We start from the raw sequence: 25010 nt of genomic DNA on the forward strand, positions 1-25010 counted from the left end.
CGTCCCGCGGGCAGTGTTACGGTATGACTTCGCGCTTCACGGATACCACTTTCGACTGACCGAAGATCGCCTTCTCCCGCACCATGCTGTAAGTATCTGCTTGCGGAGGTGCTTATGGCCTGGCGTCCGATTCTCTATGTCATCCTCACAACCCACCCCAGACTCAGCGCGCGACGCGCCCGTTTGCGTCTGGTCATCTAGCTTTTTATTAACAATCGCGGTATAACACACCTTCTTTGGATGTTTAGATGTCCATACGTATAGAAGGTAATATGCAAACACAACAAGAAAATGGGCAGCTTAAGCGCACCATGAAAACACGCCACCTGATCATGCTCTCGCTGGGTGGCGTGATTGGGACAGGGTTATTCTTCAATACCGGCTACATCATTTCCACGACCGGGGCGGCGGGCACGCTGCTGGCCTACCTGATAGGTGCGCTGGTGGTCTGGCTGGTGATGCAGTGTCTGGGCGAGCTCTCCGTGGCGATGCCGGAAACCGGCGCGTTCCACGTCTATGCCGCCCGCTATCTTGGCCCGGCGACGGGCTACACCGTGGCGTGGCTCTACTGGCTCACCTGGACGGTGGCGCTCGGGTCGAGCTTTACCGCCGCCGGGTTCTGCATGCAGTACTGGTTCCCGCAGGTGCCCGTCTGGGCGTGGTGCGTGGTCTTCTGCGTGGTGATTTTTGGCCTGAACGTCATCTCAACGCGCTTCTTTGCGGAAGGCGAGTTCTGGTTCTCCCTGGTGAAAGTCATCACCATCATCGCTTTCATTATTCTTGGCGGCGCGGCGGTCTTTGGCTTTATTCCGATGCAGGACGGTTCACCCGCGCCGGGCTTAAGCAACATCACCGCCGAGGGCTGGTTCCCGCACGGCGGCCTGCCGATCCTGATGACCATGGTGGCGGTGAACTTTGCCTTCTCCGGGACCGAGCTTATCGGCATCGCCGCAGGGGAAACGGAAAATCCGCACAAGGTGATTCCGGTCGCGATCCGCACCACCATTGCGCGCCTGATTATCTTCTTTATCGGCACCGTGTTTGTGCTGGCGGCGCTGATCCCGATGCAGCAGGCCGGGGTAGAAAAAAGCCCGTTCGTGCTGGTGTTCGAAAAGGTTGGTATTCCTTACGCGGCGGATATTTTTAACTTTGTGATTTTGACGGCGATCCTCTCGGCGGCGAACTCCGGGCTGTACGCCTCCGGGCGCATGCTGTGGTCGCTCTCTAATGAGAAAACGCTCCCGCGCTGCTTTGCCCGCGTGAACAAAAACGGCGTGCCGCTGACGGCGCTCTCGGTCTCTATGCTCGGTGGCGTGCTGGCGCTGTTCTCAAGCGTCGTGGCACCGGACACGGTGTTTGTCGCGCTCTCGGCGATTTCTGGCTTTGCGGTGGTGGCCGTCTGGATCAGCATCTGCGCGTCGCACTTCGTTTTCCGTCGTCGTCATCTGCAGTCCGGTCAGCCGCTCTCTGCGCTGCAGTACCGCGCGCCGTGGTATCCGCTGGTGCCGGTGCTCGGTTTTATCCTCTGCGTGGTGGCCTGTGTCGGCCTGTGGTTTGACCCAAGCCAGCGCATTGCCCTTTATTGCGGGATTCCGTTTGTCGCCCTGTGTTATGGTGCCTACTATCTGACCCGAAATATGACATCGCAGGAGCCCGAACATGTCGCAGAATAATCCGCTTACCGCCCTCCTTGAAAAGCAGCCGTTTGTGGTGCTGGATGGCGCGATGGCGACGGAGCTGGAAGCGCGCGGCTGTAACCTGGCAGACAGCCTCTGGTCTGCCAAAGTGCTGATGGAAAACCCGGAGCTTATCCGCGAAGTGCATCTTGATTACTATCGCGCGGGCGCGCAGGTGGCGATCACCGCCAGCTATCAGGCCACGCCTGCGGGTTTTGCGGCGCGCGGCCTGGACGAGGCGCAGTCCCGGGCGCTGATCGGCAGAAGCGTGGAGCTGGCGCGTAAGGCGCGCGAAGCGTATCTGGCTGAAAATCCGCATGCGGGCACGCTGCTGGTGGCGGGCTCCGTTGGGCCGTACGGCGCCTATCTGGCGGATGGCTCAGAGTATCGCGGCGACTACGTGCGCAGTGCGGAAGCGTTCACCGACTTCCATCGCCCGCGCGTGGAAGCGCTGCTGGATGCTGGCGCTGACCTGCTGGCCTGCGAAACCCTACCGTCCTTTGAGGAGATTAAGGCGCTGGCGGCGTTGCTGTCTGAATATCCCCGCGCCCGGGCGTGGTTCTCCTTTACCCTGCGGGACAGCGAGCACCTGAGCGACGGTACGCCCCTGCGTGACGTAGTCAGCGCGCTGGCCGACTCTCCGCATATCGTCGCGCTGGGCATTAACTGTATCGCACTGGAAAACACCACGGCGGCGCTGAAGCACCTGCAAAGCCTGACGTCGCTGCCGCTGGTGGTTTACCCGAACTCGGGCGAGCATTATGACGCGGTAACCAAAACCTGGCATCACCACGGTGAAGCGTGCGAGACGCTGGCAGGGTATCTGCCCCAGTGGCTGGACGCCGGAGCGAAGCTGATTGGCGGCTGCTGTCGCACCACGCCGAAGGATATTGCTGAGCTTAACGCGCAGCGCTGAGTGCTTTGCCGGGTGGCGGCTGCGCCTTACCCGGCCTACGGATCGCTGACCCTCTCCCACGGGGAGAGGGAAAAAAACAACCGCACAAAACCAACTATCCTTTCCCGCTTTTTATCTAAAAACGAATCGTTATGAGCGATTCATTTTTATTCCTTTATCAAAATTCTCGCGTTGGAAATACTGCCCTCATAACAACAAGGGGAGCAGGCACTATGGCAATTTCATCGCGAATCACACTTCTCGGCGCACTGGCGCTGTGGGCATTTCAGGCGCAGGCGGTGGACGTCACCGTCGCGTATCAAACTTCTGCGGAACCGGCGAAAGTCGCGCAGGCGGACAACACCTTTGCCAAAGAGAGCGGCGCGAAAGTCGACTGGCGCAAGTTCGACAGCGGGGCCTCCGTCGTGCGTGCGTTAGCCTCCGGCGACGTGCAGATCGGCAATATCGGCTCCAGCCCGCTGGCGGTCGCGGCCAGCCAGCAGGTGCCGATTGAGGTGTTCCTGCTCGCCTCGCAGCTCGGTAACTCTGAAGCGCTGGTGGTGAAGAAAAACATCACCAAACCGGAAGACCTGATCGGCAAACGCATCGCCGTGCCGTTTATCTCAACCACCCACTACAGCCTGCTGGCGGCGCTCAAACACTGGGACATCAAGCCGGGGCAGGTACAGATTATCAACCTCCAGCCGCCGGCGATTATCGCGGCCTGGCAGCGCGGCGACATTGACGGGGCCTATGTGTGGGCACCGGCCGTGAACGAGCTGGAAAAAGACGGTACCGTGCTGACCGACTCCGAAAAAGTGGGCCAGTGGGGCGCGCCAACGCTCGACGTGTGGGTCGTGCGTAAAGACTTCGCCGAGAAACATCCTGAGGTGGTGAAAGCCTTCGCGAAAAGCGCGATTGACGCCCAGCAGCCGTACATCAGTAACCCGGATGAATGGCTAAAGCAGCCCGCCAACCTGGAAAAACTCTCCCGCCTGAGCGGCGTGCCGGAAGCGGACGTGCCGGGGCTGGTGAAGGGCAATACCTATCTGACCCCCGCGCAGCAGGTGCAGCAGCTGACCGGTCCGGTAAACAAAGCGATTGTTGATACCGCCACCTTCCTGAAAGAGCAGGGCAAAGTGCCTGCGGTGGCAGCGGATTACAGCCAGTACGTGACCGATCGTTTTGTGAAATAAGGAGTCCGCCATGCTGAATATTACAAATCTGTCTGCTGATTACGGTGGCAAACCCGCGCTGGAGGAGATCAACCTGACGCTGGACAGCGGTGAACTGCTGGTGGTGCTGGGTCCGTCCGGGTGCGGAAAAACCACGCTGCTGAATCTGATCGCCGGGTTTGTCCCTTATCAGCATGGCACCATTCAACTGGAAGGCAAAAAGGTGGAAGGCCCCGGCGCCGAGCGCGGCGTGGTCTTCCAGAATGAAGGCCTGCTCCCGTGGCGCAACGTGCAGGAAAACGTGGCGTTTGGGCTGCAGCTTGCGGGCGTCAATCGTGAACAGCGGCTGGAAACCGCGCGGGCGATGCTTAAAAAAGTGGGGCTGGAAGGCGCGGAAAAACGCTATATCTGGCAGCTTTCCGGCGGCCAGCGACAGCGTGTCGGGATTGCCCGCGCGCTGGCAGCGAATCCGCAGCTGTTGCTGCTGGACGAGCCGTTCGGGGCGCTCGATGCCTTCACCCGCGAGCAGATGCAAACCCTGCTCCTGCGCCTGTGGCATGAGACCGGCAAGCAGGTGCTGTTGATTACCCACGATATCGAAGAGGCGGTGTTTATGGCCACCGAGCTGGTGCTGCTCTCGCCGGGGCCGGGCCGCGTGCTGGAGCGCTTGCCGCTGGATTTCGCCCGCCGCTACGTTGCGGGGGAACCCGTGCGCAGCATCAAATCCGATCCGCTGTTTATCGAACAGCGTGAATACGTTTTAAGCCGCGTGTTTGAACAGCGGGAGGCCTTCTCATGAGCATCGTCTTCAGTGAAAAAACGCGCCGCACGCGTCTGGCGCTGCGCTGGCCTTTCTCACGTCAAATCACGTTGAGCGTCGGTACGCTGCTGGTGTTGCTGGCGGTGTGGTGGGCAGTTGCTGCCCTGCAGTGGGTCAGCCCGCTGTTTCTGCCGCCGCCGGGACAGGTGCTGGCCAAACTCATTACCATCGCCGGGCCGCAGGGCTTTATGGATGCCACGCTCTGGCAGCACTTAGGTGCCAGCCTGGCGCGCATTCTGGTGGCGCTGCTGGCGGCGGTGATTATCGGGATACCGGTCGGGATCGCGATGGGCTTAAGCCCGACGGTGCGCGGCATCCTTGACCCGCTGATTGAGCTTTACCGCCCGGTGCCGCCGCTGGCCTATCTGCCGCTGATGGTGATCTGGTTCGGCATCGGGGAAACGTCAAAAATCCTGCTGATCTATCTGGCGATTTTCGCCCCGGTTGCCATGTCGGCGCTGGCGGGCGTGAAGAGCGCCCAGCAGGTGCGGATCCGCGCGGCGCAGTCGCTGGGAGCCAGCCGTACGCAGGTGCTGCTGTTCGTGATTTTACCGGGCGCACTGCCGGAGATTTTAACCGGGCTGCGCATCGGCCTTGGCGTGGGCTGGTCCACGCTGGTGGCGGCGGAGCTGATTGCGGCCACGCGCGGCCTTGGGTTTATGGTGCAGTCGGCGGGAGAGTTCCTGGCGACTGACGTGGTGCTGGCAGGGATCGCGGTGATCGCCGCGATCGCCTTCGGATTAGAACTGGGGCTGCGCGCGTTACAGCGCCGTCTGACGCCCTGGCATGGAGAAATACAATGAGTGAACGTCTGACCATCACCCCGCTGGGGCCGTACATTGGTGCACAGGTGTCGGGCCTGGATGTGACCCGTCCGCTGAGCGATAACCAGTTCGAGCAGCTGTACCACGCGGTGCTGCGCCATCAGGTGGTGTTCCTGCGCGAGCAGGCGATCACCCCGCAGCAGCAGCGCTCGCTGGCCCTGCGCTTTGGCGATCTGCATATCCACCCGGTCTATCCGCATGCGGAAGGGGTGGAGGAGATTATCGTCCTCGACACCCACAACGATAACCCGCCGGATAACGATAACTGGCATACCGACGTGACCTTTATCGAGACGCCGCCTGCCGGGGCCATTCTGGCGGCGAAGCTGCTGCCGGAAACCGGCGGCGATACGCTGTGGACCAGCGGGATTGCGGCGTATGAGGCGCTGTCAGAGCCGTTCAGGACGCTGCTGAGCGGGCTGCGGGCGGAGCACGATTTCAAGAAATCGTTCCCGGAGTACAAGTACCGTAAAACGGAAGAGGAACATCAGCGCTGGCAGGAGGCTGTGGCGAAACATCCTCCGCTGCTGCACCCGGTGGTGCGGACCCATCCGGTGACGGGCAAACAGGCGCTGTTCGTAAACGAAGGGTTCACCACGCGCATTGTGGACGTGTCCGAGAAAGAGAGTGAGGCGCTGCTGGGATTCCTGTTCGCGCATATCACCAAGCCGGAGTTTCAGGTGCGCTGGCGCTGGCAGGAGAACGATCTGGCGATCTGGGATAACCGCGTAACGCAGCATTATGCCAATGCGGACTATCTGCCGCAGCGCCGGATTATGCAGCGGGCGACGATTTTGGGCGATAAGCCGTTTTACCGTGCTCCTTGATCCCCTCACCCTAACCCTCTCCCCAAAGGGGCGAGGGGACTGCCCGGTGCGATTTTCACCCTCTCCCTTTTAGGGAGAGGGCAGGGGTGAGGGTATTAAATGCGCCTCAATATACCGCTGATAGCGGTTCGCCTTCAGGTAACACAAATCCACCAGCACCAGCCCGTCAACGCAGTTGTTGAACGCCGGGTCGCTGCCAAAATCAATAAACTGCACGCCGCCGGGCTCGCACAGCTCGGAATATTGCTTGTAGAGCGGTGGAATACCGCAGCCAAGATTGCCGAGCAGGGACTTCAGCTTCGTCAGATCGTCCACGTAATCCACGCCGCCAAACTGTGCCAGCACGTCCGGCAGGGAGGCGGGATACGGCTGGCGCGAGGCGGCAAGCGGATGCGTCGCCGGGAACCACAGGCGGTAAAAGGCGACCAGCAGATCCCGCGCAGCAGGCGGTAAGCCACCGGAAATGGAGACCGGGCCAAACAGGTAGCGGTAGTGCGGATAACGCGCCAGATAGGCCCCAATACCGGACCATAAATAGTCCAGGCCGCGGCGCCCCCAGTAGCGCGGCTGAATAAAGCTGCGCCCCAGCTCAATGCCGTGCTCCAGCACGTCCTGCATTTTGTCGTCGTAGTGGAAGAGGCTATAGCTGTACAACCCCTCAACGCCGCGCTTTTCGATCTGCATGGCCGTCGGCATAAAGCGATACGCCCCGACGATCTCCAGATCGTCCTCATCCCACAGGATCAGGTGCAGATAATCATCGTCGTAGCTGTCGGTATCCCGGCGTTTGCCGCTCCCTTCCTCCACCGCGCGAAAGGCAATCTCGCGCAGGCGGCCCAGCTCGCGCAGCAGCGGGACGTCTTCCTGACCGTTACGCTGCCAGAGATAGATGGTTTTACCGTCGCTGGTTTTGCCCAGACATTCGGCCTGCGCCAGCGCACGTTTCAGGGTAGCCCGATCTTCCGGACGGGCAATCGCGCACTGGGTTTTAAAGACGCCGGGCACTCCCTTGCCAAGACGCATCACGTGCTGACGGCACTGCTCGGCCATCTCACGCGACGAAAGGGTGGCGCTGTGCCAGTGATGCCACGCAATCTGCTGGCCGATTTTGATCGGCAGCTGGCTGTGACGGCGGCGGAACATCTGCTGCATGAGCAACAGCATCGACAGCGTCGGGGAGACCAGCGTGCTGGCATAAAAGAGCAGGCTGTTATGCGCCTGAATATGCACCGGCAGCAACGGGGCGCGCAGCTTGCCGGCGAGTTTAATAAAGCCGGAGTGCCACTTTTTGTCGCGAATGCCTTTGCGCGTGGGGCGGGACACTTCTCCGGCCGGGAAGAAGATCAGCACGCCTGCGTTTTGCAGATGCTGTTCCATCTGCACCAGGGATGTTTTCGCCGTCCTGCCGCCCATATTGTCCACCGGAATAAACAGCGAGTTGAGGGGCTCAAGGTGGGTCAGCATCCGGTTGGTCACGACTTTCACATCGCGCCGGACGCGGGAGACGGCATACAGCAGCGCCAGTCCGTCCATCGTACCCGTCGGGTGGTTGGCAATAATGACCAGCGGGCCATGTTCGGGGATTTGTTCAAGATCGCGGGCGGAAACGGTGCAGAGAATATCCAGGTGTTCCAGAACTTGCTCCACCATATCCAGGCCTTTCAGGTGGCGGTGGGTTGTAGCAAATTGCTGAAATTCGTCTTCGTAAAACAGTCTTTTTAACAGACTTTTTTGCCAGGGTGCAGGCCTCGCCTGAGGCCAAAGATCGTCGAGAACGCTATCGAGGCTAAACATGATTACTCCTCCTGCCGTCTTGCGAAGACAGTAGAAGGAGCAGATGTCGGTTGTATTGCAGTTTGGTGAAGATTAGCGGAGGATTTTTTTCTCGGCCAGATCCAGCGCGAAGTAGCTGAAGATCAGGTCCGCGCCTGCGCGTTTGATGGCGCCGAGGCTTTCGAGGACCACTTTCTCTTCGTCAATGGCACCCGCCAGCGCGGCGAATTTGATCATCGCGTACTCGCCGCTCACCTGATAAGCGCCCAGCGGCAGCTCGGTGCGCTCGCGGATGTCGCGCAGGATATCAAGGTACGCGCCAGCCGGTTTCACCATCAGGCAGTCTGCGCCCTGGGCTTCATCAAGCAGGGATTCACGAATCGCTTCGCGGCGGTTCAGCGGGTTCATCTGATAGGTTTTACGATCGCCTTTCAGCGCCGTGCCCGCCGCTTCACGGAACGGGCCGTAGAAGGAGGAGGCGAATTTGGTGGAGTAAGACATGATGGCGGTGTCGGTAAAGCCCGCCGCGTCCAGCGCCTGACGAATCGCCTGAACCTGTCCGTCCATTGCCGCAGATGGGGCGATGAAGTCCGCACCTGCCGCGGCCGCGACGACAGCCTGCTTGCCAAGGTTCAGCAGGGTGGCATCGTTATCCACGCCGTGATCGCACAGCACGCCGCAGTGGCCGTGTGAGGTGTATTCGCAGAAACAGGTATCGGACATGACGATCATTTCCGGCACGGTCTCTTTGCAGATGCGGGACATGCGAGCGACGAGGCCATCTTCTTTCCACGCGTCGCTGCCGGTGGCATCGGTATGGTGTGAGATGCCGAAGGTCATCACCGAGCGGATCCCCGCGTTGGCGATGCGTTCAATCTCACGCGCCAGATATTTCTCCGGAATGCGCATGACGCCCGGCATGGCTTCGATGGCTTTGTAGTCATCGATCTCTTCTTCGACAAAAATCGGCAACACCAGATCGTTTAAGGTCAGGGTTGTCTCTTCAAACATAGCGCGCAGTGCAGGTGACTTGCGCAGGCGGCGTGGGCGTGCAATTAAATCGGTCATGGTATGCCTGATGTTTGTGGAACAAAGAAGGCTAGTGTACCTCAAAGTGAAGACGGGTGTTTTACTAAAGTGGGCATTTTGCTTTTTGCGAAATGCGGCAGGTCAGGTTTCATTTCATCAATATTTAATACAGGTTAGTATATTACTGATTGGGGGTGAGATATTCGTATTGTTTCTATATTAAGTGGGATGCATCATTAAAAGTGATTTATTATTTGTTGTTATATATTTCTCCTTCGCTTGTCTGTATTTTAACGTTTTGTTTTTATAATATTTATCTTGAGTGACCCCTGCGCTTGTTGTTTTTGATGTGTAATTGGTCTGGATACGGACTTAATGGAAACATTCATTGAACCTTTTCGAAATGAAACTGCATAATTCCCTCCGCAATTAAATGTTGCAAATTCATTGATGGACAAACTTGCTTACGTCCCTGAGGAGGGATGACCCAATGCAAACATGGAAAAAGAAACTCGTTGTATCTCAACTTGCATTAGCCTGCACCCTGGCTATCGCTTCTCAGGCCAATGCGAAGGATATTTCCGGTACAACTTATAATACCTTCGGATACGATAATACAGCGTCCACACCCTGGTATTATGGCTATGCCGACTGGGATTACTCAGACGTTACCCACGACGGTGATATTTATCCGGTGATTAATAAATCCACCGTGAATGGTATTATTTCAACATACTATCTGGATGATGGTATCAATGGTCGGGCTAATGCATTAAGCATTTCCAACAGTACCATTAATGGCATGATTACCTCTGAGTGTATGACCACCTCGTGTGCTGATGGTATAGACACCGACGGCACGACCCATTCTCAGTACGATCGTTTTAGCCTGACCGTTGATCACTCCACCATTAACGACACCTATGAGCATTATGCTTACAATGTGGTAAATGGCGATAATACCGAAACCCACTATCTTGATACCTATGGGTTGGGCAATGCAATTACCCTGGATGTTGAATCGGATATTGTTATCCAGAATAACTCTCACGTCGCGGGTATTACCCTGACGCAGGGGTATCAGGAGCTGGATAATACCCCGTACGACGGCGTTGAAGGCGTAGCCAACAGCAGCAACGTCTTTACCGACACGCTACTGGTGAAAGATTCGGTACTGACTTCTGGTGCGTACAGCGATTTAGGTACCAGCGGATTCTACGGTCAAACCGCGAAGCCGAGCGACTATGGTGAAACCAACGCGACAGCGGCAGATGATGCGGCGCTGATTGTGGCCGCCAGCGCGTCTGATAACGCGATGCAGACCAGCGCCACGTTCGATCACTCCACCGTTACTGGCGACATTCTTTTCTCCAGTACCTTCGACAACAACTTCTATCCGAACGGCGATCCGGCAACGGATACCAGTGCAGACGGTGTCTATAACCCAACTACCAACGGCTGGGACGGTACCGATAAGCTGGACGTTACTCTGACCAATGGCAGCAAATGGGTTGGTGCAGCGCAGTCGAGCGTCGAGGCTATCGGCACGGCGCAGATGTATGGCCTGGGCTACAGCAACGTAGACTGGAGCGCTCTGTCCCCAAACAGCATTTGGCCGGACTCCACCTATGACAGCAACGGACATGTTGCGGGCGAAGCGGTGTATCAGAGCGGTCTCTTTAACATCACGCTGGATAACGGCTCCGAATGGGATACCCGCAAGGTGTCTAACATCGACACGCTGACGGTCAACAACCAGTCTCAGGTCAATGTTGAAAACTCAGGTCTGCTGGCGGATACCATCACCCTGACCAATGCTTCCTCATTGAATATCGGCGACAGCGGCGGCGTGGCCACCGACCATCTGTATCTGGACAGCTATAGCCGTGCGGCACTGACGGAAGAAACGGCCGATCTGTATGCCAACACCATCACCGTGGATAACGGTGCAGAGCTGGCGCTAGGGTTGGGACAGGTTGATACGCACAATATGGTACTGACCGATGGTGGTGTGCTGAACGTTGCCAGCCGTGATTACGTGCTGAACAGCGATCTGAACAACGCACGCTATATCACCAACGATAAGCACAATGCCGATTACGACTACGGCGTTGTGGCGATTAATTCTGATGGTCATCTGTCAGTGAACGGTGACGTCGCCGGTAACTACAAGGTCCGTATCGACAACGCGACCGGAGCCGGTTCCGTCGCCGATTACAAAAACAAAGAGATTATTCGCGTCTATGACAATAACGCGGATACTGCAGCCAGCTTTACTGCTGCAAACAAAGCCGATTTAGGTGCCTACACCTACCAGGCGCAGCAGCAGGGTGACGCCGTTGTCCTCCAGCAGAAAGCGCTGACCGACTACGCCAATATGGCGCTGAGCATCCCTTCTGCCAACACCAACATCTGGAATCTGCAGCAGGATACCGTAGGTGCTCGTCTGACCAACAGCCGTCACGGCCTGGCGGATAACGGCGGGGCGTGGGTGAGTTACTTCGGCGGTAACTTCGACGGCGACAATGGCGTTCTTAGCTACGATCAGGACGTGAGCGGTATTATGGTCGGTCTGGATACCCAGATTGACGGTAATAATGCGAAGTGGATCGTCGGTGGTGCGGCAGGTTTCGCGAAGGGGGATATCAGCGATCGTACCGGTCAGGTCGATCAGGACAGCCAGACGGCGATGATCTACGCGTCTGCGAAATTCATGAACGATCTTTTCCTCGACAGCTCCCTGAGCTACACCCGCTTCAACAGCGATCTCTCTGCTAACATGAGCAACGGCCAGTATGTTGACGGCAACACCACCAATGACGCGGTTGGTTTTGGGCTGAAACTGGGCTATGACTGGAAACCAAACCTGTCCGGCTACGTCACACCATACGCAGCCGTGTCTGGCCTGTTCCAGTCTGGCGATGATTATCGTCTCAGCAATGACATGCGCATGGATGGGCAATCTTACGATAGCCTGCGCTATGAACTCGGTGTTGATACGGGTTATACCTTTAACTACGGTGGCGATCAGGCTCTGACGCCTTACTTCAAACTGGCCTGGGTCTATGACGATGCTGATAACAATGCCGACATTAACGGTGACAGCATTGATAACGGCGTTAAAGGCTCCGCTGTGCGCGTAGGGCTGGGCACCCAGTTCAGCTTCACGAAGAACTTCAGTGCTTACACTGATGCCACTTATCTGGGCGGCGGCGACGTTGATCAGAACTGGGGGGCAAACCTGGGTGTGAAATATACCTGGTAATAAATAAAAGCGGGGGAGGCGTTACCTCCCCCCGCTTTTTACAGAAGTAATAAAAATAATATTGAACCGACAAATACGGATGCCTTGAGGTCTGCATGAAGGTTAATGCGAAACCACTTTCTGAATTACGCCGGCTCGAACAGTGTTTGAAATCAGCCAGTACCCCTTTTAAATCTGCTCCAAAACAATTAATTATATCCGGTGAATGTAATGAGCGCCGCACCATCGTATTCCAAACCGGTGTTATCGAAATCTATCGACATTCAGATGAACTGCTTGTGGGCATCGCGACAGCGCCGTTTATTATGGGTTTGTCCACAGTGATGATTAATCACTGCCAGGAATATAGAGTGATAGCCAAAACATCCTGCACGGGTTTTTATTTGCCCACTGAAACCACCCGTCAACTTATACAACAGAACGCGCTATGGAAAGAGGCCTTCGGTTGGTTATCCTGGATAAACTACATTCTTGAGAAACGCGATATGCAGCTGGTGGGAAATAATTCCTATCACCAGATCCGCGCCATGCTGTTGAATATGGCGGAGTGGGATGAAACGTTGCGTTCAAAAATCGGTGTGATGAATCATATTCAACAAAGTACGCGTATTTCACGTTCAGTGGTTGCTGAGGTTCTCGCTGCCCTGCGGCAAGGTAACTACATCAATATGAGCCGGGGCAAGCTGGTCAGCATCAACCGCTTGCCCACGGAATATTAAGATCAGTTAGACGCGGTGAGCACCTGGGCTTTATTGGCGCTCAGTTCTGCCACCAGGTTATTAATCCCGTCACTCATATTGACGAAACGCGTATGCGGGGAGCGGGTGACCACCACAAACGCGCCCACGTTTGACTGCGGGATCATGGCCATATAGGTGATGAATCCACCACCGCCGCCGGTTTTCTGAATAATACCTGGACGCCCATTTTTCGGCGCCATATAGACCCATCCCATGCCGAGCGCATCGGCTTTACCCGGTACGTCCATCCCGATGACGCGGTGCAGCTGAGTACGCTGATAAATCAGAGTCTGCATGCGATCGGCCTGGCTGGTGCGAGCGTAGAAATCTGAAGAAAGGAACTGCTGCATCCAGCGCATCATGTCGCCAGGCGTGGAGTAAACCCCGCCGCTGCCCACAGCCGCGAGCGTGTTATTACAGGGGCTGGCGCCTTTCTCTGCCACCATCAGGCGACGGCACTGATCCGGGGACGGGGTAAACGTGGTGTCTTTCATGCCGAGCGGACGGGTGATCTGCTCTTCAAACAGCTGCGTATAGGGTTTGCCAGCCGCCGTTGAGAGGGCATCCGCCAGCAGGTCGAACGCCAGGTTTGAATAAGAGGCCTGCGAGCCCGGTGCCGCTTTCAGTGTGGCGGTACTCAGATAGCTCCAGCGCTGGTCGCGCGTTGGCCAGACAAATACGTCACGATGCGCTGCTCCGCCTGGCTGCTCACGCGGCAGGGCGCTGGTGTGGGTTGCAAGGTTCACAAGCCGGATCGGCGTCCCCTGATACGTGGGGACCCGGGCACCTGGCGGCGCGTATTTGCTGAGCGGATCGTCAAGCTTCACCACGCCCTGGTCGAGCAGTTTCACCAGCATTTCGCTGGTCATCAGTTTGGTTAAGGATGCGATGCGGATAACGGAATCCAGCTGCGGGTGAACGTTATTTCCCGGGCGCGTTTCGCCAAAGCTGCGGAACACACGCTGGTTGCCGTCGATGACGACCATCGCCATCCCGGTCGCGCCGCTGCCGTAATAGATAAGGTTCGCGTAGCGATCGGCAATATCTGAAGCTAAAACGGGTGCCGTCAGCGGTTGGGCTGCCTGGGCGGTAGAAAAGCTCACCGCACACAGCGCGGCAAAAGAGAGCAGACAACGTTTCAACGAAAAGCATCCATGAAGTGAATGAGGAAAGTAATGGGTATTTATACTACTAATCGGAACCGCGCAATGCCCCGAATTGCATAACGATAGCGAGAAAAACGTAACCATGGGTAAATATGAACAATTTACTTACGAGCCATCTCCCATTTTGTGACATCGGGCTTATGATAGGCACCAGTTTCACTCAATCTTACGGAGAACGGTATGTCTGAGAAGCGTGTGGTTATGGTTGTCGATATGCAGAACGGGGTATTTGAAACCCCTCGTCATCAGCGTGAAAAGTGTATCTCTCTGATCAACCAGCTTACGCAGGCAGCCGACACGGTGATTTTTATTCAGCATACCGAGGCTGGTGGCCTGGAAGAGGGGAGTGAGGGGTTTGCACTACTGCCTGAACTCCATCAACCAGCTGACGCGCTTTATGTTACCAAAACCGCCTGTGATGCCTTCTACAACACCGCGCTTGAGGCGCTGCTGCGTGAGCAGGGCATTCGCGAGTTTGTCATCTGCGGCTGCGCCACCGATTACTGCGTCGATGCGACGGTTAAGAACGGCGTCAGCCGGGGTTATCACATCACCGTGGCGGAAGATGCCCATACTACAGCCAATCGCCCGGCGGCAGATGCGCAGATCCTGATTAACCATCACAACGACGTCTGGCGTAACTTCATTGCGCCGGCGAATCCTCTCGCGGTGAAACGCACCGAAACAATTCTTGAAAACTGGAAAGCGAACTAATAATTAACGCTCGGGTCTGACCTTTTTGCCGGAGCCGGGAGGCTGGCTCGGGCAGGTTTTCGTGTGGTGACGTGTTGTACACAGCAACAGCCATAACAACAAGAAGGAAGCATTATGTTTAAGTCTTTTTTCCCAAAGCCAGGGCCTTTTTTCCTGTCGGCATTTATTTGGGCACTCATCGCTGTCATTTTCTGGCAGGCGGGCGGCGGCGCATGGCTGACGCGCATCACGGGGGCGATAGGCGAGGTGCCGATTAGCGCGGCGCGCTTCTGGTCGCTGAGCTACCTGCTGTTTTACGCCTACTACACGGTGTGCGTAGGGCTGTTTGCACTGTTCTGGTTTGTCTATTCTCCGCACCGCTGGCAGTACTGGTCGATCCTCGGCACATCGCTGATTATCTTTGTGACCTGGTTCCTCGTGGAGGTGGGCGTGGCGGTTAACGCCTGGTATGCGCCGTTCTACGATCTGATCCAGACCGCGCTCAGCTCGCCGCATAAGGTGACCATTAACCAGTTCTACCATGAAGTCGGGATCTTCCTCGGTATCGCCCTGATAGCGGTGATCATCGGCGTGATGAACAATTTCTTCGTCAGCCACTACGTTTTCCGCTGGCGTACCGCAATGAACGAACATTATATGGCGCACTGGCAGCACCTGCGCCATATCGAAGGCGCCGCACAGCGTGTGCAGGAAGACACCATGCGTTTTGCCTCCACGCTTGAAGACATGGGCGTCAGTTTTATCAACGCCATCATGACGCTGATTGCCTTCCTGCCGGTGCTGGTGACGCTCTCTGCGCACGTGCCGGATCTGCCTATTGTCGGTCATCTTCCGTATGGTCTGGTGATTGCCGCGATCGTCTGGTCGCTGATGGGAACGGGCCTGCTGGCGGTGGTGGGGATCAAACTGCCGGGGCTGGAGTTTAAAAATCAACGCGTCGAAGCCGCTTACCGTAAAGAGCTGGTTTACGGCGAAGATGATGCCAACCGCGCCTCGCCGCCGACCGTCCGCGAGCTGTTTGGCGCCGTACGCCGTAACTACTTCCGACTCTACTTCCACTATATGTATTTCAACATTGCCCGTATTTTGTATCTGCAGGTGGATAACGTTTTCGGTTTGTTCCTGCTGTTCCCGTCGATTGTTGCGGGTACGATTACGCTCGGTCTGATGACGCAGATCACTAACGTTTTCGGTCAGGTTCGTGGGTCGTTCCAGTACCTGATCAGCTCCTGGACCACGCTGGTAGAACTGATGTCTATCTACAAACGTCTGCGCAGCTTTGAACGCGAGCTGGACGATCGTGACCTGCAGGAAGTCACCAACACATTTAGCTAATACAGGACGTTGCTATGTCTTTTGCCGTACCGCGCGCGTTACCCTTGTCCTTGCTGGCCGCTCTTGTGCTGGCAGGCTGTGCCGAAAAAGGGGCTGCTCCGCTCAAAAAGGGGGAGAAGCCCGTCGATGTGGCAAGCGTTGTGCGGCAGAAAATGCCCGCCAGCGTGAAGGATCGCAATGCGTGGGCAGACGCGCTGGCAAAAACTTTTGAAAGCCAAAAGATCGCGCCGACCGAGGAGAACATTTGTTCGGTGCTGGCGGTGGCGCAGCAGGAGTCGATGTACCAGTCAGACCCGGCTGTGCCGGGGCTGAATAAAATCGCCTGGAAAGAGATCGACCGCCGCGCGGAGTCCATGCACATCCCGGTGTTCCTCGTGCATACCGCGCTTAAAATCACCTCACCGAACGGCAAAAGCTACAGCGAACGGCTGGATACGGTGAAAACCGAAAAACAGCTTAGCGCCATCTTTGATGATTTCATCAGCATGGTCCCAATGGGGCAGAAGCTGTTTGGCTCACTGAACCCGGTCCACACCGGAGGCCCAATGCAGGTAAGCATCGCGTTCGCGGAGAAACACACCGACGGCTATCCGTGGAAAATCGACGGTACGGTGCGCCAGGAGGTCTTCTCCCTGCGCGGCGGGCTGTGGTTCGGCACGTATCACCTGCTGAACTACCCGGCGAACTACGATGAGCCGCTGTACCGCTTTGCCGACTTTAACGCCGGCTGGTATGCCAGCCGTAATGCGGCATTCCAGAGTGCGGTCAGCCGCGCAAGCGGCGTTAAGCTCGCGCTGGACGGCGATCTCATCGCTTACGGCAGCAGCGAGGCGGGAAGCACTGAGCTTGCCGTACGGAAATTATCGACAACGCTTGGCTTGAGCAACAGCGACATTCGCCGTCAGCTTGAGAAAGGCGATAGCCTGGCCTTTGAGAAAACGGATCTGTACAAGAAGGTGTTTGCGCTCGCAGAGCAGAAAAGCGGGAAAACGTTACCGAGGGCTATCCTGCCGGGCATTCAGCTGGAAAGCCCGAAGATCACGCGTAACCTGACCACCGCGTGGTTCGCAAAACGCGTGGACGATCGCCGGGCTCGCTGTATGGGGCTTTAACGGCGACGGCGAAAGCGCAGCGCTAATGCCACCACGCCCAGAATCATACATCCCGCGAGGAAGGGAATCAGGCCGAACAGGGTGCTGACGCCAAAGCCAATCTCAACTCGCGGGCGTCCGTTATCCTGTACCTGCATCAGGTGTTCATAAACGCCTGGCGCATGGACCAGCATATTGAGCAGCTGTGAGCCAGCCCAGAAGCAGAACAGGACAAACAGGGCATACGCGATATTACCCGCCGTGGAGGTTTTTGGTTTTCCGCCAAAAATCGGTTTCGACAATGTAAAGTCAGCCATGATGACCTCCGGATAAATCGCTCTGTTAATACGCTTCGTACAGGGTGAGTTTGACAGGTCATCGCATTTGTCAATATCAGAATCGTGGTAATTTACGCGCCGGAATCCTCCTGGATTGTTGATTTCTGCAGCACATCACAATTTCATGACTTAACTGAAATTGCGTCGCGTTTCAGAATTTCCGTATCTGCCACAGACCTGGCCGTAAATCTGTGAGAGGATGTCTTTTTTTCCTGCCGGAGTTGTTATGAATCTCACGTCCAAACTACGCCGAGACTGGCACTACTACGCCTTCGCTATCGGGCTGATCTTTATTCTTAACGGTGTTGTGGGCCTGTTGGGGTTTGAGGCAAAAGGCTGGCAAACGTATGCCGTTGGGCTGGTGACCTGGGTGATCAGTTTCTGGCTGGCGGGGTTGATTATCCGCCGTCGTCCTGAAGAGACGACAGCGGATGAGGCGGAGTCGGCGAAGCGCGCCGATTAACCGTTTACGGAACTTTTAAGCGCGCTGTCGGCGGCGTGACGCTCCAGCGCCAGTTCGATCAGGCGGGTGATCAATTCCGGGTAGCTCAGGCCACTTGCCTGCCACAGTTTCGGATACATGCTGATGTTAGTGAACCCCGGCAGCGTATTGATTTCATTGATCACCACCTCGTTTTCCGGCGTCAGGAACACATCCACGCGCGCCATGCCGCAGCAGCCGAGCGTCTGATAAGCGCGAATGGCGATCGCCCGGATCTTATCGTTAACCGCCGGATCGATATCCGCAGGCACGACAACCTGGGCGCCTTTGTCATCAATGTATTTGGTGTCGTACGAGTAGAAGTCGCTGTTTAACACCACCTCTCCGCAGGTGCTCGCCTGTGGGAAATCGTTGCCCAGCACGGCGCACTCAATTTCACGGCCTTTGATACCCTGCTCAACCACCACTTTATGGTCGAACTCAAACGCCAGGCGGACGGCCTGAGTGAACTGAGCTTCGCTGGTCACTTTGCTGACGCCCACGGAGGAGCCCTGGTTTGCAGGCTTCACAAACAGCGGCAGACCCAGCTCTCCGCTAATTTGCGCGAAGCTGTGTTTGTCGCGGTTGGCGCGGGTGAGGGTCACGAATGGCGCAATGTTCAGCCCGGCATCGCGCAGCAGGCGTTTGGTGACGTCTTTGTCCATGCATGCGGCAGAGCCGAGGACGTCCGAGCCGACGAACGGCAGGTTGGCCATGCGCAGCATTCCCTGCAGGGAACCATCTTCGCCCAGTGTGCCGTGAACGATAGGGAAGACAACGTCGATCTGGGCGAGAGCCTGTGCATTGCCGGCGTCGATAAGCTGCCCCTTCACGACGCCGGGTACGGTGGCGACGCTCACTTCCGAAGGATTAAGGGCGATGTGTGCCGGATCGTGAGCATTCAGCAGATACTGGCTGGCATCGTTAACATGCCACTGGCCCTGTTTATCAATGCCCAGCAGCACCACGTCGAAGCGGCTTTTATCGATCGCATCAACGATATTTTTGGCCGATTGCAATGACACTTCGTGCTCCGCTGATTTTCCCCCAAAGACAATACCTACGCGCTGCTTAGCCATCTCACTCTCTTCCAGTCTGACGAAAAGCCAATAACATACCACGATGCCCGGCGGGTTTCGCGGCCTTCTGCCATAATGTTTTGGGGAATGTTGAGGGGGGAGAGTGAAAGGAAAAACGCTGCTGACCGTATTTATCATTTTGGCCATCGCAACGGTGGGTTACCGCTGGTTGCCGCCTTACTACAACCCTTTCATGCCGCTGACGCTTGAGGACCCGCCGGGTCGAATCACCCAGTATAAGCTTCGGCGCTTAACCCCCGAGGCGTGCGCGAGCCTGCTTTCGCAGGCTAACCAAAGAGATCTCATCCGCACCCAGCCGGTGGCTGACAGCGGCGGCGCGTGTCCGCTTAACAACGTTGTACGCGTGCGTGACTTCGGTCCGGTCGGCCTGAACAGCAGTTTTCTCGCCAGCTGTCCGCTGGCGCTCAGCTCAGCCCTCTTTATCAGCCAGCAGGCCCGGCCGCTGACAAAACGCTATACGGGCAGCGACCTGGCGCGTATCGATCATCTCGGCAGCTTTGCCTGCCGCAATATTTACCACCGCCCTGACGCGCGACGCAGTGAACATGCTACGGCTGAGGCGCTGGATATTGCCGCTTTTCGTCTGGCGAACGGTGAACGCGTCACGGTGATGAACGGCTGGAAGGCGGCAACAACGCAGCCATGGCTGAAGGCCATGCTGGCGGCAAGCTGCAGCTACTACGGAAACGGCCTGGGGCCGGAGTATAACGCGGCGCATTCCAACCATTTTCATCTGGGCATGCGCGGTTTCGGACTCTGTCGGTGAAGCATAATATTCCGCCAGAAAATGGATGAATTGTGACTTATTTCACAAATATGATGACTGGGAAGATAAAACACCAAAGTCAGTCAGGCCGCATCTCTGGTGCGACGTCAAAACGCGTAACTTGCTAATCTGACGGCGAATTCGCCTAAAAATGAAGACTATTTCTTTATGGAATCCTGGAAAGTTAATCTCATCTCGGTCTGGTTCGGCTGCTTCTTCACCGGGTTGGCCATCAGCCAGATCCTGCCGTTCCTGCCGCTGTACGTCTCGCAGCTGGGGGTGACTTCGCATGAAGCGCTCTCCATGTGGTCCGGTCTGACGTTCAGCGTCACGTTTCTGGTCTCCGCCATTGTGTCACCGATGTGGGGCAGCCTGGCGGATCGGAAAGGCCGAAAACTGATGCTGCTGCGCGCCTCGCTCGGGATGGCGATTGCCATTCTGCTGCAGGCCTTCGCCACTAACGTCTGGCAGCTGTTTTTCCTGCGCGCGGTGATGGGGCTGACATCCGGGTACATTCCGAATGCCATGGCACTGGTCGCCTCTCAGGTGCCGCGCGAGCGTAGCGGCTGGGCGCTGAGTACGCTTTCCACGGCACAGATCAGCGGCGTCATCGGCGGTCCGCTGCTGGGGGGCTTTCTGGCGGACCACGTCGGACTGCGCGCGGTATTTATCATCACTGCGGTTCTGCTGGTGGTCAGTTTTCTGGTGACGCTCTTTCTGATTAAAGAGGGGGGCCGTCCGGTTATCAGTAAATCTGAACGCCTGAGCGGCAAGGCCGTTTTCGCCTCGCTGCCTTATCCGGGGCTGATGATCAGCCTGTTTGTAACCACCATGGTGATCCAGCTCTGTAACGGTTCGGTCGGTCCGATTCTGGCGCTGTTTATCAAGTCGATGGAGCCGGATAGCACCAATATCGCTTTTCTGAGCGGCATGATTGCCGCCGTGCCGGGCGTATCCGCCCTGATTTCCGCGCCGCGTCTGGGCAAACTGGGTGACAGGATCGGCACGGCGCGCATCCTGATGGCGACGCTGATCTTTGCGGTGGTACTCTTCTTCGCGATGTCGTTTGTCACCTCTCCGCTTCAGCTTGGCGTATTGCGATTTCTGCTCGGGTTTGCTGATGGCGCCATGTTGCCTGCGGTGCAGACCCTGCTGGTTAAATATTCCAGCGACCAGGTGACGGGGCGTATTTTTGGATATAACCAGTCATTTATGTATCTGGGGAATGTTGCCGGTCCGCTTATTGGCGCATCCGTTTCCGCGATGGCCGGTTTTCGCTGGGTATTTGCGGCGACAGCGATTGTCGTTTTAATCAATATTATCCAGCTGGCTATTGCGCTGCGACGCCGCAGACAAATGGCGGAGGCCAAATCGGCGAGATAACAATTTCGCAGATGTATTATATATTCTTATGGTCGCCGCATTTTTATATAACAAAATGCGGCTTCTTTTTATAGAAAAACGTTTCGATCACGGCGCTGCCTCTTTATTTCTGTTCCTGTGTCACTTTTGCATACCATAATTAATATCTTCTCTTTGCAATAGGGATTCAGAGTGATAACGTCAGACAAAACTGAAAAAGGAACTGGCACGATGAAAAACCTCATTGCTGAATTGCTGGTTAAGCTGGCACAAAAGGAAGAAGAGTCAAAAGAGCTGGTGGCTCAGGTCGAAGCACTTGAAATTGTCGTCACCGCGCTGCTGCGACAAATGGCAAAAACCGATCAACAGGCGTTGATAGAGAGCGTGGAAGGTGCGCTGGACAGCGTCAGGCCTGAATCGCAGGTTCCGGTTGAGGATGCCGAGATGCTCCACCAGTACGTAAAGAAGCTGTTAAGGCATCCGCGCAGCTAAACCGTCACAGGACGTAACGACGTGTCATAGAATTGTCATGCAGGATGCCTATAGTCGCTCTGTTTTTATTTTTATGTATTTGTACATGGAGAAAATAAATTGAAACAGAGCGCACTTTTCATTGCATTACTTCCCCTGTTAATTACCCCTGCCATTTATGCTGATACGACGCAAACCAGCGTGCTGGATAATCGTGCGGCAAAAGGGGATATCACCCAGCCTGGCGGCGCGCGCCGTTTATCAGAAGATCAAACTGCCGCTATTCGCGCTTCGCTGAATGATAAGCCGGCGAAAAATATTATTCTGCTGATTGGCGATGGAATGGGCGATTCCGAAATCACGGCGGCGCGGAATTATGCCGAGGGAGCGGGCGGCTTTTTTAAAGGTATCGATGCCTTACCGCTGACCGGACAATATACCCATTACGCGCTGGATAAAAAAACCGGTAAACCGGATTACGTCACGGACTCCGCGGCCTCTGCCACGGCGTGGTCCACCGGCGTGAAAACCTATAATGGCGCGCTGGGCGTGGATATTCACGAAAAAGATCATCAAACCCTTCTGGAGATGGCAAAAGCGGCGGGCCTGGCGACCGGCAACGTCTCCACCGCTGAACTCCAGGATGCAACGCCCGCGGCGCTGGTGGCGCACGTTACATCGCGTAAATGCTACGGCCCGTCAGTGACCAGCGAAAAATGCCCAACGAATGCGCTGGAAAAAGGCGGCAAAGGCTCGATTACGGAACAGCTGCTGAACGCGCGTCCTGACGTGACCCTGGGCGGCGGCGCGAAAACCTTCGCGGAAACCGCGACGGCGGGCGAGTGGCAGGGCAAAACGCTGCGCGAGCAGGCGCAGGCTCGCGGCTATCAGCTGGTGAGTGACGCAAATGCTCTGGCGGCGATAAGCGAGGCGAACCAGGACAAGCCGCTGCTGGGGCTGTTCTCTGACGGCAACATGCCCGTGCGCTGGGAAGGACCAAAAGCCTCGTATCACGGCAACATCGATCAGCCTGCGGTGACCTGTACGCCGAACCCGAAACGTACGGACAGCATTCCGACGCTGGCGGCGATGACCGATAAAGCGATCTCTCTTTTGAGCAAGAGCGAAAAAGGGTTCTTCCTGCAGGTTGAGGGCGCGTCGATTGATAAACAGGATCATGCTGCGAATCCGTGCGGTCAGATTGGTGAAACCGTCGATCTGGACGAAGCGGTGCAGAAGGCGCTCGCGTTCGCGAAAAAAGACGGTAACACCCTGGTGATCGTCACCGCGGATCATGCGCACGCCAGCCAGATCATTCCGCCAGATACCAAAGCCCCTGGCCTGACGCAGGCGCTGAACACCAAAGACGGCTCCGTCATGGTGATGAGCTACGGCAACTCTGAAGAAGAGTCCATGGAGCACACGGGCACCCAGCTGCGCATTGCCGCCTACGGTCCGCATGCGGCCAACGTGGTAGGCCTGACGGATCAAACGGATCTGTTCTACACCATGAAGGCGGCGCTGGGTCTGAAATGATAAAATCCCGGCGGAAATCACATCTGTCGGCTGGTTTTTTCCCTGTCACGAACCAGACTTACAGGGAATGTTCACAAAAGGATGGTGCAATGAAAACAACATTACTGGTTACTCTGCTCTCCGGCCTGTTCCTGGTCGCATCGGCGAACGCGGAAGAGAAAACGTTAACGCCGCAGCAGCAGCGTATGACCACCTGTAATCAACAGGCGACGTCTCAGAGTCTGAAGGGCGATGCTCGCAAGACCTACATGAGCGACTGCCTCAAAAACGGCGCCGCGAAGCCGGCTGAAAAAAGCCTGACCCCGCAGCAGCAAAAAATGCGCGAGTGTAATGCGAAGGCAACCGAACAGTCCCTGAAAGGGGACGACCGCAGCAAGTTCATGAGTGCCTGCCTGAAGAAAAAAGTGTAGTTCTAACGGGTGAGCGGCTCCGGCGGCTCACCCGAAATTTCATACTTTCCCCGCAGACCCCCTCTCTATAATTTGGGAAAATGTTTCAGAATATTCCCAAAAATGATGAATGATGAAACGTATTACAACAAAAAGCGCATTCGGGAAGAGTGGAATTTAACCCTTTCTCAGGATGACCCTCACCGCGCTGGCATTCAGTTTGCCCGGCGAGTTAGGCTGGCGCGCGCCGTGGGGCTGGCGGCGATGTTTTTCCCGGTTGCGGGAATACTGGTCACCCATTTTTTACCCGGAGGCTGGTGGCTTTTACTGGTGGGGTGGTCGTTCGTCTGGCCCCATTTCGCCTGGCAGCTATCCTGCCGGGCCACGTCACCTCATCAGCAGGAAACTTTCAATCTTAAAATAGATGCCATTATTGCCGGGCTCTGGATAGGCGTGATGGGGATGAATGCGTTACCCACGGCAGCGCTGGTGATGATGGTGGGGATGAATATGATGGGCTCCGGCGGTTGTCGTCTGTTTATTCCGGGGATCCTGTTGACCCTGCTCTCCGCGCTGGTGACGCTGCCGCTTGTCGGCCGCGTGGCCGTCTTTAACCCCGACCCGGTGGAGTGGGGCTTAACGCTGCCTGTTCTCGTATTTTATCCTATGCTGTTTGCCTGGCTCAGCCACCGCACCGCCGTCAGGCTTGCTGAGCACAAGCAGCGGCTGGAAATGATGAGCACCCGGGACGGCATGACCGGGGTCTTTAACCGCCGACACTGGGAAATGCTGTTGCGAAATGAATTTGAGCATTGTCGGCGCGACCACAGCACCGCCACGATACTGCTGATTGATATCGACCACTTTAAAAACATCAACGACACCTGGGGGCACGACGTGGGCGATGAGGCGATCATTGCTATTACGCGCCAGCTCCAGCGGTCAGTACGGTCAGGCGATGCTATCGGCCGGTTTGGTGGGGATGAGTTTGCGGTGATCATGTCCCAGACAGCAGCGGAAAGCGCCATCGCCGTGATGTCGCGGTTGCATGAGCGGCTGGAAAACCTGACGTTACCGTGCGCGCCAAAAGAAGCGCTGCGCATCAGCGTAGGCGTTGCCCCCTGGGGACCGCAGTTTGGACATTATCGGGAATGGCTGAAGGCGGCTGACGTGGCGCTCTACAGGGCGAAAAATGCCGGGCGTGGCCGCACCGAAGTGGCGGCCTGACGCCCGATGG

Annotated in this window: 23 protein-coding genes; 18 read left to right on the top strand and 5 right to left on the bottom strand. The window is 56.5% G+C overall.

The window, feature by feature from the left end:
- Positions 1-272 precede the first annotated feature (272 nt).
- The 6 genes from mmuP to tauD all read left to right on the top strand — a co-directional run bounded on the left by mmuP (position 273) and on the right by tauD (position 6217).
- Positions 273-1673 (top strand): S-methylmethionine permease, encoded by a 1401-nt coding sequence (gene mmuP, locus GXP72_RS04625; RefSeq protein WP_008503244.1) that lies wholly within the window; start codon positions 273-275, stop codon positions 1671-1673.
- Positions 1660-2592 carry a homocysteine S-methyltransferase gene (mmuM, locus tag GXP72_RS04630; protein ID WP_208763541.1) on the top strand — a complete coding sequence of 311 codons (933 nt, stop codon included), beginning with the start codon at positions 1660-1662 and terminating at the stop codon, positions 2590-2592. The genes mmuP and mmuM overlap by 14 nt, the downstream gene beginning before the upstream one ends.
- A gap of 212 nt (positions 2593-2804) precedes the next feature.
- Entirely contained in the window at positions 2805-3767 is a 963-nt protein-coding gene (tauA, locus tag GXP72_RS04635; RefSeq protein WP_208763542.1) for a taurine ABC transporter substrate-binding protein, read from the top strand.
- Positions 3768-3777: 10 nt separating this feature from the next.
- Positions 3778-4545: a taurine ABC transporter ATP-binding subunit gene (gene tauB / locus GXP72_RS04640; protein ID WP_032646117.1), complete on the top strand. Its 768-nt coding sequence runs from the start codon at positions 3778-3780 to the stop codon at positions 4543-4545.
- Positions 4542-5369 (top strand): taurine ABC transporter permease TauC, encoded by an 828-nt coding sequence (tauC, locus tag GXP72_RS04645; protein WP_048225831.1) that lies wholly within the window; start codon positions 4542-4544, stop codon positions 5367-5369. The genes tauB and tauC overlap by 4 nt, the downstream gene beginning before the upstream one ends.
- Positions 5366-6217 (top strand): taurine dioxygenase, encoded by an 852-nt coding sequence (gene tauD / locus GXP72_RS04650; protein ID WP_208763543.1) that lies wholly within the window; start codon positions 5366-5368, stop codon positions 6215-6217. Before tauC ends, tauD begins: the two co-directional genes overlap by 4 nt.
- A gap of 69 nt (positions 6218-6286) precedes the next feature.
- Here tauD and GXP72_RS04655 read toward each other — a convergent pair whose 3' ends face one another.
- Both GXP72_RS04655 and hemB read right to left on the bottom strand, forming a co-directional pair.
- Entirely contained in the window at positions 6287-8011 is a 1725-nt protein-coding gene (locus tag GXP72_RS04655; RefSeq protein WP_208763544.1) for a lysophospholipid acyltransferase family protein, read from the bottom strand.
- Between the two features lie 72 nt (positions 8012-8083).
- The gene (hemB, locus tag GXP72_RS04660; RefSeq protein ID WP_024906774.1) at positions 8084-9058 is read right to left on the bottom strand and encodes a porphobilinogen synthase; all 975 of its coding nucleotides are present in this window, start codon (positions 9056-9058) and stop codon (positions 8084-8086) included.
- A 451-nt stretch (positions 9059-9509) separates the two neighbouring features.
- Between hemB and GXP72_RS04665 the strand changes: the two genes are divergently transcribed.
- Both GXP72_RS04665 and GXP72_RS04670 read left to right on the top strand, forming a co-directional pair.
- Positions 9510-12284 (top strand): autotransporter outer membrane beta-barrel domain-containing protein, encoded by a 2775-nt coding sequence (locus GXP72_RS04665; protein ID WP_208763545.1) that lies wholly within the window; start codon positions 9510-9512, stop codon positions 12282-12284.
- A gap of 95 nt (positions 12285-12379) precedes the next feature.
- Positions 12380-13003, top strand: a complete 624-nt coding sequence (locus GXP72_RS04670) for a helix-turn-helix domain-containing protein (RefSeq protein ID WP_024906777.1) — start codon at positions 12380-12382, stop codon at positions 13001-13003.
- Positions 13004-13005: 2 nt separating this feature from the next.
- Here GXP72_RS04670 and ampH read toward each other — a convergent pair whose 3' ends face one another.
- A complete protein-coding gene (gene ampH / locus GXP72_RS04675; RefSeq protein ID WP_024906778.1) occupies positions 13006-14166 on the bottom strand; it encodes a D-alanyl-D-alanine-carboxypeptidase/endopeptidase AmpH in 1161 nt (386 codons plus the stop codon).
- A gap of 204 nt (positions 14167-14370) precedes the next feature.
- Between ampH and GXP72_RS04680 the strand changes: the two genes are divergently transcribed.
- The 3 genes from GXP72_RS04680 (at position 14371) to GXP72_RS04690 (ending at position 17351) form a co-directional block, all read left to right on the top strand.
- On the top strand, positions 14371-14904 hold the full coding sequence (locus GXP72_RS04680; RefSeq protein WP_208763546.1) for an isochorismatase family protein: 534 nt from the start codon (positions 14371-14373) through the stop codon (positions 14902-14904).
- A 114-nt stretch (positions 14905-15018) separates the two neighbouring features.
- Positions 15019-16239 (top strand): peptide antibiotic transporter SbmA, encoded by a 1221-nt coding sequence (gene sbmA, locus GXP72_RS04685; protein WP_208763547.1) that lies wholly within the window; start codon positions 15019-15021, stop codon positions 16237-16239.
- Between the two features lie 14 nt (positions 16240-16253).
- Positions 16254-17351 (top strand): DUF1615 domain-containing protein, encoded by a 1098-nt coding sequence (locus GXP72_RS04690; RefSeq protein WP_048990432.1) that lies wholly within the window; start codon positions 16254-16256, stop codon positions 17349-17351.
- Here GXP72_RS04690 and GXP72_RS04695 read toward each other — a convergent pair.
- Positions 17348-17647: a DUF2755 family protein gene (locus GXP72_RS04695; protein WP_024906782.1), complete on the bottom strand. Its 300-nt coding sequence runs from the start codon at positions 17645-17647 to the stop codon at positions 17348-17350. The two genes, GXP72_RS04690 and GXP72_RS04695, sit on opposite strands and share 4 nt — an antisense overlap.
- 247 nt (positions 17648-17894) lie before the next feature.
- Between GXP72_RS04695 and GXP72_RS04700 the strand changes: the two genes are divergently transcribed.
- On the top strand, positions 17895-18131 hold the full coding sequence (locus tag GXP72_RS04700) for a DUF2754 domain-containing protein (protein WP_208763548.1): 237 nt from the start codon (positions 17895-17897) through the stop codon (positions 18129-18131).
- Here GXP72_RS04700 and ddlA read toward each other — a convergent pair.
- Positions 18128-19228, bottom strand: coding sequence for a D-alanine--D-alanine ligase (gene ddlA / locus GXP72_RS04705; protein WP_208763549.1), 1101 nt, complete (start codon positions 19226-19228; stop codon positions 18128-18130). The genes GXP72_RS04700 and ddlA overlap by 4 nt on opposite strands.
- A gap of 103 nt (positions 19229-19331) precedes the next feature.
- Between ddlA and GXP72_RS04710 the strand changes: the two genes are divergently transcribed.
- The 6 genes from GXP72_RS04710 to adrA all read left to right on the top strand — a co-directional run bounded on the left by GXP72_RS04710 (position 19332) and on the right by adrA (position 25000).
- Entirely contained in the window at positions 19332-20015 is a 684-nt protein-coding gene (locus GXP72_RS04710; RefSeq protein ID WP_208763550.1) for an extensin family protein, read from the top strand.
- 168 nt (positions 20016-20183) lie between these two features.
- Positions 20184-21398, top strand: a complete 1215-nt coding sequence (locus GXP72_RS04715) for a multidrug efflux MFS transporter (protein ID WP_024906785.1) — start codon at positions 20184-20186, stop codon at positions 21396-21398.
- 210 nt (positions 21399-21608) lie between these two features.
- Entirely contained in the window at positions 21609-21869 is a 261-nt protein-coding gene (iraP, locus tag GXP72_RS04720; RefSeq protein WP_024906786.1) for an anti-adapter protein IraP, read from the top strand.
- Between the two features lie 99 nt (positions 21870-21968).
- Entirely contained in the window at positions 21969-23384 is a 1416-nt protein-coding gene (gene phoA / locus GXP72_RS04725; RefSeq protein WP_090418067.1) for an alkaline phosphatase, read from the top strand.
- Between the two features lie 89 nt (positions 23385-23473).
- The gene (gene psiF, locus GXP72_RS04730; protein WP_023334671.1) at positions 23474-23794 is read left to right on the top strand and encodes a phosphate starvation-inducible protein PsiF; all 321 of its coding nucleotides are present in this window, start codon (positions 23474-23476) and stop codon (positions 23792-23794) included.
- A 102-nt stretch (positions 23795-23896) separates the two neighbouring features.
- Complete coding sequence (gene adrA / locus GXP72_RS04735; RefSeq protein WP_208763551.1) at positions 23897-25000, top strand: diguanylate cyclase AdrA; 1104 nt, start codon at positions 23897-23899, stop codon at positions 24998-25000.
- The last annotated feature ends 10 nt before the right edge of the window (positions 25001-25010 follow it).

The sequence above is a fragment of the Enterobacter sp. SES19 genome, from assembly GCF_011765665.1.
Taxonomy (GTDB): Bacteria; Pseudomonadota; Gammaproteobacteria; order Enterobacterales; family Enterobacteriaceae; genus Enterobacter; species Enterobacter pseudoroggenkampii.

Bases quoted from the DNA above. Each gene is read 5' to 3' on its own strand.
- hemB (WP_024906774.1), bottom strand. From the start codon at position 9,058: ATGACCGATTTAATTGCACGCCCACGCCGCCTGCGCAAGTCACCTGCA.
- ddlA (WP_208763549.1), bottom strand. From the start codon at position 19,228: ATGGCTAAGCAGCGCGTAGGTATTGTCTTTGGGGGAAAATCAGCGGAG.
- mmuM (WP_208763541.1), top strand. From the start codon at position 1,660: ATGTCGCAGAATAATCCGCTTACCGCCCTCCTTGAAAAGCAGCCGTTT.
- GXP72_RS04700 (WP_208763548.1), top strand. From the start codon at position 17,895: ATGAATCTCACGTCCAAACTACGCCGAGACTGGCACTACTACGCCTTC.
- tauC (WP_048225831.1), top strand. From the start codon at position 4,542: ATGAGCATCGTCTTCAGTGAAAAAACGCGCCGCACGCGTCTGGCGCTG.
- GXP72_RS04695 (WP_024906782.1), bottom strand. From the start codon at position 17,647: ATGGCTGACTTTACATTGTCGAAACCGATTTTTGGCGGAAAACCAAAA.
- sbmA (WP_208763547.1), top strand. From the start codon at position 15,019: ATGTTTAAGTCTTTTTTCCCAAAGCCAGGGCCTTTTTTCCTGTCGGCA.
- GXP72_RS04690 (WP_048990432.1), top strand. From the start codon at position 16,254: ATGTCTTTTGCCGTACCGCGCGCGTTACCCTTGTCCTTGCTGGCCGCT.
- GXP72_RS04655 (WP_208763544.1), bottom strand. From the start codon at position 8,011: ATGTTTAGCCTCGATAGCGTTCTCGACGATCTTTGGCCTCAGGCGAGG.
- psiF (WP_023334671.1), top strand. From the start codon at position 23,474: ATGAAAACAACATTACTGGTTACTCTGCTCTCCGGCCTGTTCCTGGTC.
- adrA (WP_208763551.1), top strand. From the start codon at position 23,897: ATGATGAATGATGAAACGTATTACAACAAAAAGCGCATTCGGGAAGAG.
- mmuP (WP_008503244.1), top strand. From the start codon at position 273: ATGCAAACACAACAAGAAAATGGGCAGCTTAAGCGCACCATGAAAACA.
- tauD (WP_208763543.1), top strand. From the start codon at position 5,366: ATGAGTGAACGTCTGACCATCACCCCGCTGGGGCCGTACATTGGTGCA.
- tauB (WP_032646117.1), top strand. From the start codon at position 3,778: ATGCTGAATATTACAAATCTGTCTGCTGATTACGGTGGCAAACCCGCG.
- tauA (WP_208763542.1), top strand. From the start codon at position 2,805: ATGGCAATTTCATCGCGAATCACACTTCTCGGCGCACTGGCGCTGTGG.
- GXP72_RS04665 (WP_208763545.1), top strand. From the start codon at position 9,510: ATGCAAACATGGAAAAAGAAACTCGTTGTATCTCAACTTGCATTAGCC.
- GXP72_RS04715 (WP_024906785.1), top strand. From the start codon at position 20,184: ATGGAATCCTGGAAAGTTAATCTCATCTCGGTCTGGTTCGGCTGCTTC.
- iraP (WP_024906786.1), top strand. From the start codon at position 21,609: ATGAAAAACCTCATTGCTGAATTGCTGGTTAAGCTGGCACAAAAGGAA.
- GXP72_RS04680 (WP_208763546.1), top strand. From the start codon at position 14,371: ATGTCTGAGAAGCGTGTGGTTATGGTTGTCGATATGCAGAACGGGGTA.
- GXP72_RS04670 (WP_024906777.1), top strand. From the start codon at position 12,380: ATGAAGGTTAATGCGAAACCACTTTCTGAATTACGCCGGCTCGAACAG.